Here is a 14,567-nt window from a genome sequence, read left to right as displayed (position 1 = left end):
TGGCGTCAGAGAGCCTCTACGCACGTAGACGGGGTGCGTAGGAAGCGAACGTAAGCCTCGTCACACGGCGGGGCAAGACCGCCGCCAGCAACCGCCGGAGTCGATCAAGTTTCGTACCCGACTGGTCCACATCGGACACGTGCGCACCGGGTCACGGCCGGGCCGGCGAGCGGGGCGCCCCGGGCGTCAGGAGGTGGGCAGGCCCGCGACACGGAGGGCGTGGAGGAGGTCCCGCCGATGCGCGGCGGTCGGGGCGGCGGCCAGCAGGGGCGGGACCAGCCGGTGCGGGGCGTGGGCGGCGAGGCGGACCGCCTCCTCGGCGGTACGGGATCCGGCGAAGGCGCGGATCAGGAGGGCGGCCTCCTCGGGGCGGCCGCTCCCGTCGAGCGCCAGCACCGCGGCGGCCGTCTCGGCCGGGGGCCGGGCGACGCCCTGGCGCAGCAGCTGCGCAGCGTCGTCGTCCCGCCCGGCGGCGGTGAGCGCCCCGGCGAGGGCGACGAGCCGCTCGGGGGGCTGCGCGGCGGCCTCCCACAGGAGGGTGCCCCAGTCGGGGCCGAGGCCCGCCCGGTGCAGTTCGGCGGCGAGCAGCGGCAGCCGGGCGGCCGGCCATGCGGCGGCCTCGCAGAGCAGGGCGTGCGCCTCGCCGCCGCGGCCCTCGGCGCGGAGCCGCAGCAGGACGGCGACGGCGTCCCGGGCGGCACGCGGCCCGTCGGCGTCCTCGTCCCCGCCGGGTGGCGGCGCCTCCCGCGACCCGGGCGGCTGCGGCGCCCGCCGCGGGTCCTCCGGTCCGGGGCCGGCGCCGAAGCGGGCGCCGCGCGGTGTCGTGGCGGCGGGCGGCAGGTCGGGCACGGGCGCGGGGCCGGCGGTGGCGTCCGGGAGGAGGGCGTCCGGGGCGGTGTCGTCGACCTCCAGCCAGGCGTACCGGGCGCCGCGGGGGCGCCTGCGGGCGGGCTTGGGCGGCGGCCCGGAGGCGGCGGCCACGGGCGGGGGTGGCGGCGGGGGCGGGGGTGGCGGAGCGGGGGGTTCGGGGAGCGCGGCGAGCCGGGCGCCGAACTCCTCGATCCGGGCCGTCGCCCTGGCATGGTCGTCGCGCACCCAGGCGAGGCCCTGCGCCAGCCCCTCAGCCTCCGGGGTGCCCTCCGGGACGGCCGCCAGCCGGGCGAGCAGCTCCTCCCCGCGCCGTACGGCGCCGGCCTGCTCGCGCCGCATCAGCGCCAGCCGCTCCCGCAGCGCCCGCCGGCCGTCCGGGCGCCGGTCGTGCGCGGCGGCCGCAGCGGCGTGCAGCTCCCGTGCCCGTACCGCCTCGGCCCGCACCTCCCGCGCCCGGGGCTCACCGCGTACCGCCGCGAGGTCGTGGAGCAGCGCCTCGACCACGTCCCAGGGCGGCACCTCCGCCCCGTGCAGACAGGCCCGCATCCCGTGCGGGTCGCGGTGCAGGAAGACGCCGTACCAGCCGCCGCCCTCGTCGAGCTCCGCCACCAGGTGCGCGAGGTACCCCGCGAACGTCCGCACCTCCTCGGAGAGGTGATGGTCCGTCATGCATGCCCCCGTCCGCGGCCGAATGGGATCCCCCGGGTCCGGAGGCATTCGACCCCAGCCGTGTTACAGGGGGGCTACAGGGGCTTTTCGGCGGGGAACTTCACCGCGATCCCCAGGTGCGGCCGCTTGCCGAGCCGCACCAGGGCGGCCGGCAAGTCGGCCATCCAGAACTGCCAGCCGTACTTGCGGGCCATCAGCTTCCGCACGGCCCTGACGTCGTCCAGCAGCCGTGCCGTGCCCTCGGCGCTCGCGGCACCCTCAGCGACCCGGCCGCGCACGTCGCAGGCGGTGACGACCACCCGGCTGTCGCGGCGCAGCCGCTTGACCTTCCAGGAGTCCTCCCGCGTCCAGACGAACAGCTCGTCGCCGTCCACCGCGTACCAGACCGGCGTGGCGACCCCCGTGCCGTTCTTGCGGAACGTGGTCAGGCTGACGTAACGGCCGTGCCGCAATCCCTCAGGTATCACGACGGCGAGCCTACGCCCTCGCGCGCCGCCCGCGCCCGGCCGGTGCGTGATCCGCGCCCCGGCCGGGCCGCGGGCGGTGCCCGCCGGGGCGGATCGGCGCGCCGGGCGCGGCCGCCGCGCCAACTACCCGTCTGTGGAACCGGGTTGTGCGACCGGCGGAGGGTGTCGACTTCACGACGCGCGGGTTCCGGGGCGGCGGGGGACGGGAAGATCGCGGTCATGACACCCCCCTGCCACATCCCCCCGGACCGTGACCCGGAGGTCACCAGGACGGTCTACGCCGTGGGCCGCGACCTCGGGGTCTCGGAGAAGGTCATGCTGGCCGCCTTCGAGGCCGGCTGGGTCGAGTCCCACATGAACAACCTCGACTGCGGCGACAAGGACTCGCTCGGCGTCTTCCAGCAGCGCCCCAGCCAGGGCTGGGGCACCCCGGAGCAGATCAGGCACGTGCCGTACGCGGCCCGGCGGTTCTTCGAGCGGGCCGTCCGGGTGGAGCGCCGGTCCCCCCACCTCAGCGCGGGCGCCACCGCCCAGGAGGTCCAGCGCTCCGCCCACCCGGACCGGTACGACGCGGCGGAGGACAAGGCGCGCGCCCTCCTGGAGGAGGCGATGGCCTCGGCCGGGCACGCCTGAGGCCATGACGGCAGCGGCGCGCCATCCGCGCCATCCGCGCCGTGCGGGCGCCGAGGGTGAGCGGACGGCCCCGCCCGCCGGCCGGGGCGGACGGGCCCGGCGCCGCGCGGCTCCGGCTCCGTCGCCCGCCCGCGACACGAGCCGCCCGGGCCTCGCGGCGTGCGGCCTAGGCGGCGTCGCTGCGGGGCACCGGGGCGCACCGCGTGACCAGGTCGTCCATCGACAGGCCCAGCGCGCCCGCGAGCGCCGCGACGGTGAAGAAGGCGGGCGTGGGCGCGCGTCCCGTCTCGATCTTGCGCAGGGTCTCGGCCGACAGCCCGGCGGCCGCCGCGATCTCGACCATGCTGCGCGGGCCGCGCGCTTCGCGCAGCAACCGGCCGAGGCGCTCGCCGCGTTCGCGCTCTTCCGGGGTGAGGGGGGTACGAACCATGAACCCATACTAATACCGGTATAGTAATTGGCATGGTGGAGATCAAGACCGATGCCTCCCTGGAGGCCATGCGTGCGACCGGACGGGTCGTCGCAAAGGCGCTGGCGGCGGCACGGAGCGCGGCCGTCCCCGGTGCGACGCTCGTGTCCCTGGACGCGGTCGCGCGCGAGGTGCTGCGCGAGGCGGGTGCCGCGTCACCCTTCCTGGGCTATCGCCCGCAGTGGGCTCCGGTGCCGTTCCCGGCGGTGCTCTGCGCGTCCGTCAACGACGCCGTGGTGCACGGCATACCGGACGGTTACCGGCTGCGCGACGGCGACCTCGTGAGCCTCGACTGCGGTGCGCTGCTGGACGGCTGGGCGGGCGACGCGGCGGTCAGCTTCACGGTCGGACGGGCCCGCCCCGCCGACACCCGGCTGGTCGGCACGGTCGACGAGGCGCTGGAGGCGGGGATCGCGGCGGCGGTCGTGGGCAACCGGATCGGGGACATCGCGCACGCCGTCGGCCGGGTGTGCCGTGCCGCGGGCTACGGCATCCCGGACGGGTTCGGCGGTCACGGCGTGGGGCGGCGGATGCACGAGGACCCCGGCGTGCCCAACGAGGGCCGGCCGGGCCGGGGCATGCTGCTGCGCCACGGCATGGTGCTGGCCATCGAGCCGATGGTGATCGGCGGCGGTGGCGACGGCCACCGCACGGACGACGACGGCTGGACGGTGCGCACCCTGGACGGCAGCCGGGCGGCCCACGCGGAGCACACGGTGGCGATCACGGCCGGGGGCCCGCGCGTACTGACGGCGCTCTGAGCGAGCCCGCGCCCGGCAGGACCGGGTGCCCCGTCCTCAGTACAGGACGGACCCTCAGTACAGGATGGACGGCAGGTACGCCCCGGCCGGCTCGTTGTAGAGGCCGACGGTCATCAGGCTCATGAGCTGCTGCACCTTGAGCCCGTTGCCGAGGCACCACCGCAGCAGGTCGCTGTCGCGCGCCGGGACGAGGATGCCGGGGCCGCCGAAGGACGGCGCCGCGGCGATGAGCGCCCGGACGTCCTCGGTGGTCTCCCCGACCGCGTGGGCGAAGAAGGACAGGTCGGTGGCGTATCCGGTGATCCGGCCGTCGTGCTCGGTCACCCGTGCCGTGCCCGCCTTGACCGCGTCGGCCAGTTCGCCGCCGCGGTCGACGCCGTGGACGCGGCGGCACAGGTCGTCGCAGGCGGCCAGGTCGGCGTCGGTGGCCGCGCGCACCACGTACCCGGGGACCGTTCCGCCGACCGGCGGCCCCTGGAGGCAGGCGAGGGTCTCGCGGAACGCGAACCCGAGGCCGGCGTAGAGCGCGAAGGACCGGCAGTGGTAGCCGCTCTGGAGCAGCCGGATGCCGGGCGCCCCTCGGTCGGCCGCCCGCTCCATGACGTCGTGCATGAGGCGGCGCCCGATGCCGCCGTCCTGCACGGCCGGGTCCACGGTGATCGGCCCCACGCCGGCCACGGGTGAACGCTCGTCGAGGCAGTTGCTGCCGACGATCCGGCCGTCCAGCTCGGCGACCACCGTGTAGAACCCGGGGTGGCCGAACACCATCCGGAACATGTCGGCGGCGGCCTCCGGACCCGGCATGTCGGAGCGGAAGCCGTGCTCCCGGGCGATGCCGTCGAAGGCCTCGAAGCAGATCCTGCCGCACTCCGGGGCGTCGTCCGCGCGTCCGGGACGCAGTACCAGGTCCATGGTCGCCTCTCCCCTTCTCCCTCCGGCGGGCGGTCCGCCGGGCCTCCCTTCCATCGAACGCGCCCGTCACCGGGGCGGCAATCGGGAGCGGCCGAGCCGTACGCGTCCGCTCGGCGCGCCCACCGGCCCCCGGGAGGCGGGTGGACGCCGGCGTACGGCCGTACGGTCGAGCCGACCGGTGGCCGACCGGGCGCGCGGGACGGGTGCGCGCCGGTCGGCCGGCGGCCGTGCTACGGGCGGCCCGCCGGGTGGACCACCATGGCCGAGCCGCCGCCCCGCCGGGTCTTCTCGGCGGCGGCGAGCCAGCGGCCGTCCGGGAGGCGCTGGACACCGGTGGCGGCACCGATCTCGGGGTTCCGCCGGAAGGCGTGGCCCAGGGCTTCCAGCTCCGCGCGGAGCGGGCTGTCGTAGAGGGCCGGTTCGAGTTCCGTGGTGGCCTGGTTGCGCTGGCTCGCGCGCGGGGCGGCGATGGCCTCGACGAGCGGGAGGTCGCGGTCCAGGACGCCCGTCAGGGTCTGGAGCACGGTGGTGATGATGGTGGCGCCGCCCGGGGAGCCGAGGGCCAGGACCGGGCGGTCACGGTCGTCCAGGACGATCGTGGGCGACATGGAGGAGCGGGGGCGCTTGCCGGGCCCGGGCAGGTTCGGGTCGTGCACGGCCGGGTCGGCGGGAGCGAACGAGAAGTCGGTCAGCTCGTTGTTGAGCAGGAAGCCCCGCCCCGGCACGGTGATGCCGCTGCCGCCGGTCGACTCGATGGTGAGGGTGTACGCGACGACGTTGCCCCACTTGTCGGACGCCGTCAGGTGCGTGGTGTTCTCGCCCTCGTACGTCGTCGGCGCGGCCCTGCCGGTCGTCGCGCACGGCACGGGGCGGCGCGGGTCGCCCGGTGCGAGAGGGCTCTTCAGGACCGCGTCGTCGCGGATGAGGCAGGCCCGCGAGTCGGCGAACCGCTGCGACAGCAGCCCCTTGACCGGGACGTCCTCGAACGCCGGGTCGCCGACCCACCGGCCCCGGTCGGCGAAGGCGACGCGGCTCGCCTCGATGAACCGGTGCAGGTAGCCGGCCTTGGGCAGGGACGACAGGTCGGTACGCTCCAGGATGTTGAGCGCCTCGCCCACGGTCGTGCCGCCCGACGAGGAGGGGGCCATGCCGTAGACGTCGAGGCCGCGGTACGACATCTTCGTGGGGCGCTGCCGCTTGGTGCGGTACACCGCCAGGTCGCGCTCGGTGAGGTCGCCGGAGCGGACCTTCCGGGTGGCGCCCTCCCGGACGGGCGGGTCCTGCACGGTGCGGACGATGTCGCGGGCCAGTTCGCCGTGGTACAGCGCCCCCACCCCGTGCCGGCCCAGCTTCTCGTAGGTGCGCGCGAGGTCCGGGTTCCTGATGACGGATCCCACGACGGGCAGCGCTCCGCCCGGCAGGAACAGCTCGGCGGAAGCGGGGAAGTCGCGGAACCGGGCCTCGTTGGCGGCGGTCTGGGCGCGGAAGGTGGCGTCGACGGTGAATCCGTCGCGGGCCAGCCGCTCGGCCGGCTTGAGCAGGTCCCGCAGCGACTTGCTGCCCCAGGCGTCGAGCGCGGCGTCCCAGGTGGCGGGGGTGCCCGGGGTGCCGACGCCGAGCCCGCTGGTCATGGCCTCCTCGAAGGGAAGGGGCTTGCCGTCCTCGCCGAGGAACAGGGACTCGTCGGCGGAGAGGGGCGCCGTCTCACGGCCGTCGACGGTGTGGACCGTGCGGGTCCTGGCGTCGTAGTAGACGAAGTAGCCCCCGCCCCCGATGCCCGCCGAGTACGGCTCGGTGACCCCGAGGGCGGCGGCGGTGGCGACGGCCGCGTCCACGGCGTTGCCGCCGCGCCGCAGCACCTCGATCCCGGCGGCGGAGGCGTCCGGGTCCACGCTCGCGACGGCGCCGCCGTGTCCGACGGCCACCGGTGTCTTGGCGGGTGCCGGACGTTCCGTGGGCGGCGGTGCCGCGGCCCCCACCGACAGGACCGTGGCGGCGACAGCGGCGAGCGAGACGTTACGTACGTGGGACCGACGCATCCGTACCTCCAGTCAACGACCGTCCGGGCAGCCTAACTTCGCGGGCAGCCCCGTGCCAGGACCGCCTCGGACGGTGTTCCGGTCCCCCGCTACCATGCGCGCCCATGTATGAAGACCTGCTCAACATCCTGCTCGGCGTCATCGCCACGGGGGTCAGCGCCTCGCTCGGCTGGCTCGCCCGCTCCGCGCTGTGGCGCCGCCGCCTCCGCCGCAAGCAGGCCTTCTTCGGGCTGCCGGGGAACGCCGAGTGCCTGCTGGTGGTGAACCGCGAGGCGGGCGGCGAGGGCGTGGTGCACCGCTTCGACGTGTTCGCGCTGCTGGAGCTGTCGGCGCTCGTCAAGGACTGCGGCGCCCACGCCCGCATCGTGCACCACGACACCGCGCAGCAGGGGTTCGGCGAGCGCACCGAGTTCTGCCTGGGCGGGCCGTACTCGAACCGCCGGATGGCCGCGCACCTGGCGACCCTGCTCCCGGGCGTGGACGTCAACACGGAGGTGGAGCCGGCCGCCGAGCGCGGCGCCTTCACCATCGGGACGGAGCGCTACGCCATGGACAAGGGGACGACCGAGTACGTCCTCCTCGCCCGGCTCACCGTCGGTGAGGGCGCGCGACCCGTGTTCCTCTTCTGCGGCCAGCGCGCGATCACCAACCAGGCGGCCAGCCGGTACCTGGTCCGGCACCACGAGGAGCTGGCGCGGAAGCACGGGACCGACGGTTCGTTCGTCCTGCTGCTGAAGGTGGTCAATTCGCAGGCGTACGGTCCCGACGTGGTCGAGCTGGTGGCCGACGTGACCCGGGCGGCCCGCACCGCCCCGGCGGCCGAGGTGCCGTAGCGGCACCTTCGGCACGCGCGGAGATTTCCGGCACTCCCGGGCAACCCGAAGCCTCCGATCGCCCTCTCCCCCAGGGACGAACGAACGCATCGGAGGTTTTCCAGGTGACCCGCACACGCCCGCGCAGCCCCTTCCGCACCGCCGCCCTGGGCGGTACCGCGGTCCTCGCCGCGGCCGCCCTGACCGCGTGCTCGGGCGGTGCGGGACCGGCGAAGGCCGACGGGAAGGACACCGCGCCCGACACCCGGATCACGGTGAACCTCACCGGGAAGCAGGCCCGGGCGGGCGAGCCGGTGAAGGTCACCCTGGCCGAGGGGGAGCTGCGGCAGGTCACCGTCAGCGACTCCAAGGGCGGGACGCTCGCCGGGAAGGTCTCGGCCGACGGCCGCACCTGGACGTCCACCCGCAAGGCGGCGCCCGGCACCGCGTACACGGTCGTGGCGCGGTCGGCGGCCGGCGGCACGGCCGAGGCCGGCTTCGCCACGGCCGCGGCCGGGAAGGTCAACAAGCTGACGCTGGCTCCGGGGAAGAACACCACGGTCGGCATCGCCCATCCGCTGTCGATCGTCTTCGACCACCCGGTGAAGAACAAGGCCGAGGTGGAGAAGCACCTCAAGGTGACGACCTCGAACGGCACGGTCGGCTCGTGGGGCTGGATGGAGGACTGGTCGGGCAAGGACCGGGTCGACTGGCGGCCCGAGAAGTACTGGAAGCCGGGCACCAAGGTCACCCTCGACGCGCAGCTGAACGGCGTCGACTCGGGCGGTGACGGCGGCTGGTTCGTCCGCGACTACACGACCAAGGTGACCATAGGCAGGAACCAGGTGGTCAAGGTCGATCTGGACAGCCACCGGCTGACGTTGCTGCGGGACGGCCGCGAGGTCAGGGACATCCCGATGTCAGGCGGCACCCCGGGCGGCGACAAGGCGTCCTGGCGCGGGCGGACCGTGCTGATGTCGAAGGAGGGCACCATCAACATGCGCTCCGAGACGGTCGGCCTGGGCGACGCGTACGACAAGATGGTCGACTACTCGATGCGCCTGACCTGGTCCGGGATGTACGCGCACGCCGCGCCGTGGAACGCCCGCTACATGGGCAACGCCAACCGGAGTTCGGGCTGCATCGGCATGGACACCCCGGACGCCCGCTGGGTGTACGAGCAGGTGCAGGTCGGCGACCCGTTCGAGGTGGACGGCGGCGACGCCAAGGGCACGCAGGCCCTCAACAACGGCTACGGCGACTGGAACCTGTCCTGGGCCGACTGGCAGGCGAAGAGCGCCCTTCGTTGACACGACGTCCAATAATCGTTACTACTGCGTAACTTACCGACGGGTTACCTGCGGTAAGCCACTCGTGCTTTTCTTCGGTTCACCTTTCAAGCGCTCACTGCGATGGGGGAACGAACCGTGGCGAAGCGGCACACTGTCCTGCGTACGACGACCACCGGCGCCGTCTCGGCCGCCCTTCTGGCCGGAACGGCCCTGGGGTTCGCCCCCGCGGCCGCGGCCACCGACGGGGCGGCCGGTATACGGTTCGTCGACATCGCCGGCGACGGCGGCACCGTACTGAAGGCCAACGTCGTCACCCCGGCGGGGTCCGACGGGACGCGCCGCTACCCGGTGATCGTGCTGCCGACGAGCTGGTCCATGCCGCAGATCGAGTACCTCGCCCAGGCGCGCAAGCTCGCCGACGCCGGCTACGTCGTCGTCGGCTACAACTCCCGCGGCTTCTGGGAGTCCGGCGGGAACATCGAGGTGGCCGGCCCGCCGGACGTCGCCGACGCCTCCAAGGTCATCGACTGGGCGCTGGCCAACACCCCCGCCGACCCCGAGCGGATCGGCATGGCGGGCGTCAGCTACGGCGCGGGCATCAGCCTCCTGGCCGCCGCGCACGACGACCGGATCAAGGCCGTCGTCGCGCTGAGCGGCTGGGCCGACCTCATCGAGTCCATCTACAGCGGCCGCACGCAGCACCTCCAGGCCGCCGCGATGCTCGGCGGCACCGGCTACCTCACCGGCCGGCCGAGCCCCGAACTCCGGCAGACCCTCAAGGACTTCCTCGCCTCCAACCTCGACCAGGAGGACGAGATGATCGCGTGGGGCGCCAAGCGCTCCCCCGCCTTCCAGCTGGACCGGATCAACGCCAACGGCACCGCGATCATGCTGGGCAACGCCTGGGGCGACACCATCTTCCCGCCCAACCAGTACGCCTCCTTCTACGAGAAGCTCACCGGCCCCAAGCGCCTCGAGTTCCGCCCCGGCGACCACGCCACCGCCGAGGCGACCGGCCTGCTCGGCCTGCCCAACGACACCTGGACCAACGCCCACCGCTGGTTCGACCACCATCTCAAGGGCGTCGACAACGGCATCGACCGGGAGCAGCCGGTCCAGCTCAAGTCCCGTACGTCCGGGGCGTACGAGGGCTACCCCGACTGGAAGTCCGTCGGCGCGACCGAGCGCAAGATCGCGCTCGCCGACGCGCAGAAGGTGTACGCCAACGTCGACTCCGGCGCCAACGGCGGCATCGTCATGCTCTCCAGCACCCTGGACCAGTTCCTCAAGCTGCCCCCCATGGCCTCCATCCCGCTCCTCCCCCGGTCCTTCGCGGCCGTCTGGCAGTCCGAGCGGTACGGCTCCGTCCAGCGCGTGCGGGGCACGGCGAAGCTGCACACCACCGTCACCAGCACCGCGTCGAGCGGCACCCTGGTCGCCTACCTCTACGACGTGGGCCCGCTCGGCGTCGGCAAACTGGTGACCAACGCGCCGTACACCTTCCACGACAGGACGCCGGGCCGGCCGTTCGCCGTGGACCTGGAGCTGTTCTCCACGTCCTACGACGTCCCGGCCGGCCACCGGCTCGCGCTGGTCGTCGACACCGTCGACCCGCTCTACATCGAGCACAACCCGTCCGGCGCGCGGCTGACCTTCTCCTCGCCGTCGTCCGACCCGTCGTACGTGTCGGTCCCGCTGCGCGAGAAGTGATCTCCGGCCGCCGCCGGTCGGGCCCGTCCCCTCGGTGTTCCGGCACCCCGACCCGCCGCCGTGCGCCCTCCGCGTCCCGCAGGGGCGCACGGGGGCGTCCGGGCGGCAGCGTCGCCGCGGCCGCCGGTCCGGTGTCCGCCGCCCCGGTTCCGGGGCGGCTCCGCCGCCCTCCGGCCGGCCGGGTCATGGTCCGCGTCCTGCCACGGCCATACGCTGTCCCGCCCCTTCCCGGCTGTGTCGAGGTCAGCGCAAACTATCCAGCCACGAAAGGGACTTCGGACCGCCGACACGCATAAAGGCGGCATAAGCCGTATAACCACCCCAACCGGTACTACCCCTCGGCAGCCTCCGCGTAGATCTGCGACAGCTCGGGCGAACCGCTGATCGCCCAGTCGAGACCGGCCTCCACGACATGGATCTCCCGGCCGGAGACCAGCCGGACGACGGGGTGGCCGCCCGGCGTCAGGTACCAGTGCGCGCCCGCCACCGTCCGTACGATCACCGTGCCGAGGTAGAGACCCGCGTCGTTGCCCAGCCAGGGCAGCTCCTCGGGGTCGTCCCGCCAGCGCGGCAGCAGCTGGTCGATGGCCTCCAACGACCGCGGGGTGTCGTCCAGTCGGACCCCGAACTCCTGCACCCGTGAGCGCAGCAGGTCGCACTCCGCGAGCATGTCGGCCACGCCCTCCGCGTCACGCTCCACCGCGGAAGGGGCGCGGCCGCCGCCGTGCCGCTTGCGCCAGGCCTCCAGGAAAGGGATGTTCATACCGCCCAGCCTCGCACCGAACCCACCGGACGCACTACAGGGCGCGCGCTACACGTCCAGGTCGACGACGACCGGGGCGTGGTCCGACGCGCCCTTGCCCTTGCGCTCCTCGCGGTCGACGTAGGAGTCCTTGACGGCGTCGGCGAACGGCTTGTTGCCGTAGACCAGGTCGATGCGCATGCCCCGGTTCTTGGGGAAGCACAGCTGGCGGTAGTCCCAGTACGTGAAGGGGTGGTCGTACTTCAGCGGGCGCGGCACCACGTCGGTGAGCCCGGTCTCGCGCAGCCCGGCCAGCGCGGCGCGCTCGGGCTCGGTGACGTGCGTGGAACCCTCGAACAGGGCGCGGTCGAAGACGTCCTCGTCGGTCGGCGCGATGTTGAAGTCCCCGAGCACCGCGAAGGGGCGGGCCCCCGCGGCGTCGTCGGCGACGGCCGCCTTGAGCGCCTCCAGCCAGCGCAGCTTGTAGGCGTAGTGCTCGTGGGCCACCTCGCGGCCGTTCGGCACGTACACCGACCAGACGCGGGCGGGGCCGCAGGTGGCGGAGATGGCCCGCGGCTCGGCCGCGCCGTCGTACTCCGGCCCGCCCGGCAGGCCGTGGACGACGTCCTCCAGGCCCACGCGGGAGACCAGGGCCACGCCGTTCCACCGGCCGGTGGCGTGCACCGACGACTCGTACCCCAGCTCGCGCAGCTCGTCGGTGGGGAACTGCTCCGCGGTGCACTTGGTCTCCTGGATGCACAGCACGTCCGTGCCGCTGCTCTCCAGCCAGGCCAGCAGCCGGGGCAGCCGGGCGGTGATCGAATTGACGTTCCAGGTGGCGATGCGCATGGCCCCCAGCCTATCGGGGGCCTGTGACAGTCAGAGGTCCGTCGCGTCCCCGGGCGTCAGCCGGCCGTGGCCGGTGCCGCCCAGGGCACCGATCTGGCGGTCGTAGATCGGCCGGGCCAGATCGGTGAGGAGCGCGTCGTGGATGTCGATGGCGCGCCGCGGCTTCACCTCGCGGACGTAGTCGATGACCTCGGAGATCTTGTTCCAGGGGGCCATCACCGGCAGCAGCAGCGTGTCGACCGGGCGGCCGGGGACGGTGAGCGCGTCGCCGGGGTGGAAGACCGCCCCGTCGTCGACGAGGAAGCCGATGTTGGTGATCCGGGGGATGTCGGGGTGGATCACCGCGTGCAGCTCGCCGTGCACCTCGACGTCGAAGCCGGCCGCCGTGAAGGTGTCGCCGTGGCCGACCGTGCGGACCCGGCCGGGGAAGGCCGCCGAGAGCTGCTCCGCGACGCTGCGCAGCGTCCAGATCTCGGCGCCCGGGGCGGCCTCCAGGGCGGCCCGCAGCCGCCCCTCGTCGAAGTGGTCGGGGTGCTCGTGGGTGACCAGGACGGCGTCGGCGCCGAGCGCCGCGTCCTGCTCGCTGAACCCGCCCGGGTCGATGACGAGCGTGCGCCCGTCCTTCTCCAGCCGCACGCACGCGTGGGACATCTTGGTCAGCCTCATGGGGGGCGTCCTCCTCCTGCCGGGTCCGCTCACGCCTCCGGTGTGGTCTCCTCCAGGATCACCCGGCGGGCGACGCGGAACGCCGAGTTCGCGGCCGGGACACCGCAGTAGACGGCGGTCTGGAGCAGCACTTCCTTGATCTCGGCGGGTGACAGGCCGTTGCGCAGGGCCGCCCGGGTGTGGAAGGCGAGTTCGTCCAGGTGGCCGCCGGCGACCAGGGCGGTCAGGGTGACGGCGCTGCGGGTGCGGCGGTCGAGTCCTTCGCGGGTCCACACCTCGCCCCAGGCGTAGCGGGTGATCAGTTCCTGGAAGTCGCCGGAGAAGTCGTCCGCGGCGGCCATGGCGCGGTCGACGTGGGCGTCGCCCAGGACCTCGCGCCGCACCTTCATGCCCGCGTCGTACGGGTCGGGCCGGCCGGCCGCGGCGGGTTCGGCCACCAGGGGCCCGGCGGTGCGGGCGGCGGCGGCCTGGGCGGCGCCGGGCGCGGCCGCCGCGTGCGGTGCGCCACCGGGCGCCGGTACGGGCACGGGCACGGTCCCCGCGGGTACCGCTCCCGGCGGGACGGCTCCGGCCGGCGCGGCGCCCGGCGGGACGGCGCCGGGCCCGTGGAGGGCGGCTCCGGGGGCGTGGGCGCCGGGCCCGTGGAGGACGGCTCCGGGCGCGTGGGCAGCGGCTCCGGGGGCGTGGAGGGCGGCCGCGTGCGGGGCGGCGGTGTCGCCGGGTCCCGCGAGGACGGCGGCGCCCGGCGGGGCGGCGTGCGCGGCGGGCGCGGGGGCGGCCGGCGCGGCGAGGGCCGGAACCACGGGCGGCGCCGCGAGCGCGGCCAGGCCGGTCGACGAGTCGGAGACCGCCTGCCACGAGGTGGAGAAGTGCCGTACCAGCAGGTCGGTGACGGCCGCGGGCTGCTCCACGGGCGCGAGGTGGGACGCGCCGGGCACCACGGCGAGCCGGGCGTCGGGGATGCCGGCGACCAGGTGGCGCGCCTCGGCCGGGCCGGTGACCCGGTCCTCGGAGCCGACCAGGACGAGGGTGGGGACGCCCACGCGGCCGAGGTCGGCGCGTACGTCGAAGGAGGCCAGGGCCTCGCACGCGCCGACGTACGAGGCGGCGTCGGTGGTGCGGACCATCTGCACGGCCCACTCGACGATCGCGGGCTGGGCGGCGGCGAAGCCGGGGGTGAACCAGCGCTCGGGGGCGGTGCGGGCCATCGGGTCGAGGCCGTTGGTGCGGACGATCACCCCGCGCTGGCGGAACTCGTCGGCGGTGCCGAAGCGGGGCGAGGAGGCGATCAGGGCGAGCGAGGCGAGGCGGTGCGGGGCGCGCAGGGCGAGGTCGGTGCCGATGGCACCGCCGATGGAGCAGCCGGCGTACCCGAAGCGCTGCACGCCCAGTTCGTCCAGGGTGGCCAGCAGGCGGTCGGTGAGCTCGGCGACGGAGGTCGCGGGCTGGGCGGGGGCGCCGCCGTGGCCGGGGAGGTCGAACCGGACGACCCGCCACTGCCGTACGAGCTCGGGTATCTGCCGGTCCCACATGTGCCAGGTCGTGCCCAGCGACGGTCCCAGGATCAGGACGGGCGCCTCGTCGGGGCCGTCGGACCGGTACTGGAGGGTGAGGGGGCCTGCTGGCTGCGGTTCGGTCGTCTGCGTCTGGCTCACTCGCTCCAGGGTAGCGAGCGG

Annotated in this window: 14 protein-coding genes; 5 read left to right on the top strand and 9 right to left on the bottom strand. The window is 74.5% G+C overall.

Annotated elements, in window-relative coordinates; genetic code table 11:
- Positions 1-186 precede the first annotated feature (186 nt).
- Both A4V12_RS28210 and A4V12_RS28205 read right to left on the bottom strand, forming a co-directional pair.
- Complete coding sequence (locus tag A4V12_RS28210; protein WP_064072264.1) at positions 187-1,539, bottom strand: hypothetical protein; 1,353 nt, start codon at positions 1,537-1,539, stop codon at positions 187-189.
- Positions 1,540-1,613: 74 nt separating this feature from the next.
- On the bottom strand, positions 1,614-2,006 hold the full coding sequence (locus A4V12_RS28205) for a PPOX class F420-dependent oxidoreductase (RefSeq protein ID WP_064072263.1): 393 nt from the start codon (positions 2,004-2,006) through the stop codon (positions 1,614-1,616).
- A 219-nt stretch (positions 2,007-2,225) separates the two neighbouring features.
- On the opposite strand from A4V12_RS28205, the gene A4V12_RS28200 reads away from it, so the two are divergent.
- Positions 2,226-2,639 carry a hypothetical protein gene (locus A4V12_RS28200; RefSeq protein WP_064072262.1) on the top strand — a complete coding sequence of 138 codons (414 nt, stop codon included), beginning with the start codon at positions 2,226-2,228 and terminating at the stop codon, positions 2,637-2,639.
- Positions 2,640-2,805: 166 nt separating this feature from the next.
- Here the strand turns inward: A4V12_RS28200 and A4V12_RS28195 are convergent, their stop codons facing one another.
- On the bottom strand, positions 2,806-3,069 hold the full coding sequence (locus tag A4V12_RS28195; protein ID WP_064072261.1) for a helix-turn-helix domain-containing protein: 264 nt from the start codon (positions 3,067-3,069) through the stop codon (positions 2,806-2,808).
- Between the two features lie 32 nt (positions 3,070-3,101).
- On the opposite strand from A4V12_RS28195, the gene map reads away from it, so the two are divergent.
- On the top strand, positions 3,102-3,869 hold the full coding sequence (gene map, locus A4V12_RS28190; RefSeq protein ID WP_064072260.1) for a type I methionyl aminopeptidase: 768 nt from the start codon (positions 3,102-3,104) through the stop codon (positions 3,867-3,869).
- 54 nt (positions 3,870-3,923) lie between these two features.
- Here the strand turns inward: map and A4V12_RS28185 are convergent, their stop codons facing one another.
- Both A4V12_RS28185 and ggt read right to left on the bottom strand, forming a co-directional pair.
- Complete coding sequence (locus tag A4V12_RS28185) at positions 3,924-4,781, bottom strand: GNAT family N-acetyltransferase (RefSeq protein WP_079137401.1); 858 nt, start codon at positions 4,779-4,781, stop codon at positions 3,924-3,926.
- Between the two features lie 230 nt (positions 4,782-5,011).
- Positions 5,012-6,820, bottom strand: coding sequence for a gamma-glutamyltransferase (ggt, locus tag A4V12_RS28180; RefSeq protein ID WP_064072258.1), 1,809 nt, complete (start codon positions 6,818-6,820; stop codon positions 5,012-5,014).
- 104 nt (positions 6,821-6,924) lie between these two features.
- Between ggt and A4V12_RS28175 the strand changes: the two genes are divergently transcribed.
- The 3 genes from A4V12_RS28175 to A4V12_RS28165 all read left to right on the top strand — a co-directional run bounded on the left by A4V12_RS28175 (position 6,925) and on the right by A4V12_RS28165 (position 10,634).
- Positions 6,925-7,653, top strand: a complete 729-nt coding sequence (locus A4V12_RS28175) for a hypothetical protein (protein WP_064072257.1) — start codon at positions 6,925-6,927, stop codon at positions 7,651-7,653.
- A 104-nt stretch (positions 7,654-7,757) separates the two neighbouring features.
- The gene (locus tag A4V12_RS28170; protein ID WP_064072256.1) at positions 7,758-8,942 is read left to right on the top strand and encodes a L,D-transpeptidase; all 1,185 of its coding nucleotides are present in this window, start codon (positions 7,758-7,760) and stop codon (positions 8,940-8,942) included.
- A gap of 117 nt (positions 8,943-9,059) precedes the next feature.
- The gene (locus A4V12_RS28165; protein ID WP_234372361.1) at positions 9,060-10,634 is read left to right on the top strand and encodes an alpha/beta fold hydrolase; all 1,575 of its coding nucleotides are present in this window, start codon (positions 9,060-9,062) and stop codon (positions 10,632-10,634) included.
- A gap of 331 nt (positions 10,635-10,965) precedes the next feature.
- Here the strand turns inward: A4V12_RS28165 and A4V12_RS28160 are convergent, their stop codons facing one another.
- The 4 genes from A4V12_RS28160 to pcaC are packed head-to-tail and all read right to left on the bottom strand — an operon-like array spanning position 10,966 to position 14,546.
- Entirely contained in the window at positions 10,966-11,397 is a 432-nt protein-coding gene (locus A4V12_RS28160; protein ID WP_064072254.1) for a DUF6278 family protein, read from the bottom strand.
- 48 nt (positions 11,398-11,445) lie between these two features.
- Entirely contained in the window at positions 11,446-12,225 is a 780-nt protein-coding gene (locus A4V12_RS28155; RefSeq protein WP_064072253.1) for an exodeoxyribonuclease III, read from the bottom strand.
- A 30-nt stretch (positions 12,226-12,255) separates the two neighbouring features.
- The gene (locus tag A4V12_RS28150) at positions 12,256-12,891 is read right to left on the bottom strand and encodes an MBL fold metallo-hydrolase (RefSeq protein ID WP_064072252.1); all 636 of its coding nucleotides are present in this window, start codon (positions 12,889-12,891) and stop codon (positions 12,256-12,258) included.
- Between the two features lie 29 nt (positions 12,892-12,920).
- Positions 12,921-14,546 (bottom strand): 4-carboxymuconolactone decarboxylase, encoded by a 1,626-nt coding sequence (gene pcaC / locus A4V12_RS39210; RefSeq protein ID WP_234372360.1) that lies wholly within the window; start codon positions 14,544-14,546, stop codon positions 12,921-12,923.
- Positions 14,547-14,567 lie beyond the last annotated feature (21 nt).

Source organism: Streptomyces noursei, assembly GCF_001646665.1.
In the GTDB taxonomy this organism is placed as follows: domain Bacteria; phylum Actinomycetota; class Actinomycetes; order Streptomycetales; family Streptomycetaceae; genus Streptomyces; species Streptomyces lavendulocolor.
This window is presented reverse-complemented; position numbering and strand designations above follow the sequence as displayed.

What these genes read in the sequence shown, in the direction of transcription:
- A4V12_RS28210 (WP_064072264.1), bottom strand. Translation starts at nt 1,539, where the DNA reads ATGACGGACCATCACCTCTCCGAGGAGGTGCGGACGTTCGCGGGGTAC.
- A4V12_RS28200 (WP_064072262.1), top strand. Translation starts at nt 2,226, where the DNA reads ATGACACCCCCCTGCCACATCCCCCCGGACCGTGACCCGGAGGTCACC.
- A4V12_RS28195 (WP_064072261.1), bottom strand. Translation starts at nt 3,069, where the DNA reads ATGGTTCGTACCCCCCTCACCCCGGAAGAGCGCGAACGCGGCGAGCGC.
- map (WP_064072260.1), top strand. Translation starts at nt 3,102, where the DNA reads ATGGTGGAGATCAAGACCGATGCCTCCCTGGAGGCCATGCGTGCGACC.
- A4V12_RS28185 (WP_079137401.1), bottom strand. Translation starts at nt 4,781, where the DNA reads ATGGACCTGGTACTGCGTCCCGGACGCGCGGACGACGCCCCGGAGTGC.
- ggt (WP_064072258.1), bottom strand. Translation starts at nt 6,820, where the DNA reads ATGCGTCGGTCCCACGTACGTAACGTCTCGCTCGCCGCTGTCGCCGCC.
- A4V12_RS28175 (WP_064072257.1), top strand. Translation starts at nt 6,925, where the DNA reads ATGTATGAAGACCTGCTCAACATCCTGCTCGGCGTCATCGCCACGGGG.
- A4V12_RS28160 (WP_064072254.1), bottom strand. Translation starts at nt 11,397, where the DNA reads ATGAACATCCCTTTCCTGGAGGCCTGGCGCAAGCGGCACGGCGGCGGC.
- A4V12_RS28155 (WP_064072253.1), bottom strand. Translation starts at nt 12,225, where the DNA reads ATGCGCATCGCCACCTGGAACGTCAATTCGATCACCGCCCGGCTGCCC.
- A4V12_RS28150 (WP_064072252.1), bottom strand. Translation starts at nt 12,891, where the DNA reads ATGAGGCTGACCAAGATGTCCCACGCGTGCGTGCGGCTGGAGAAGGAC.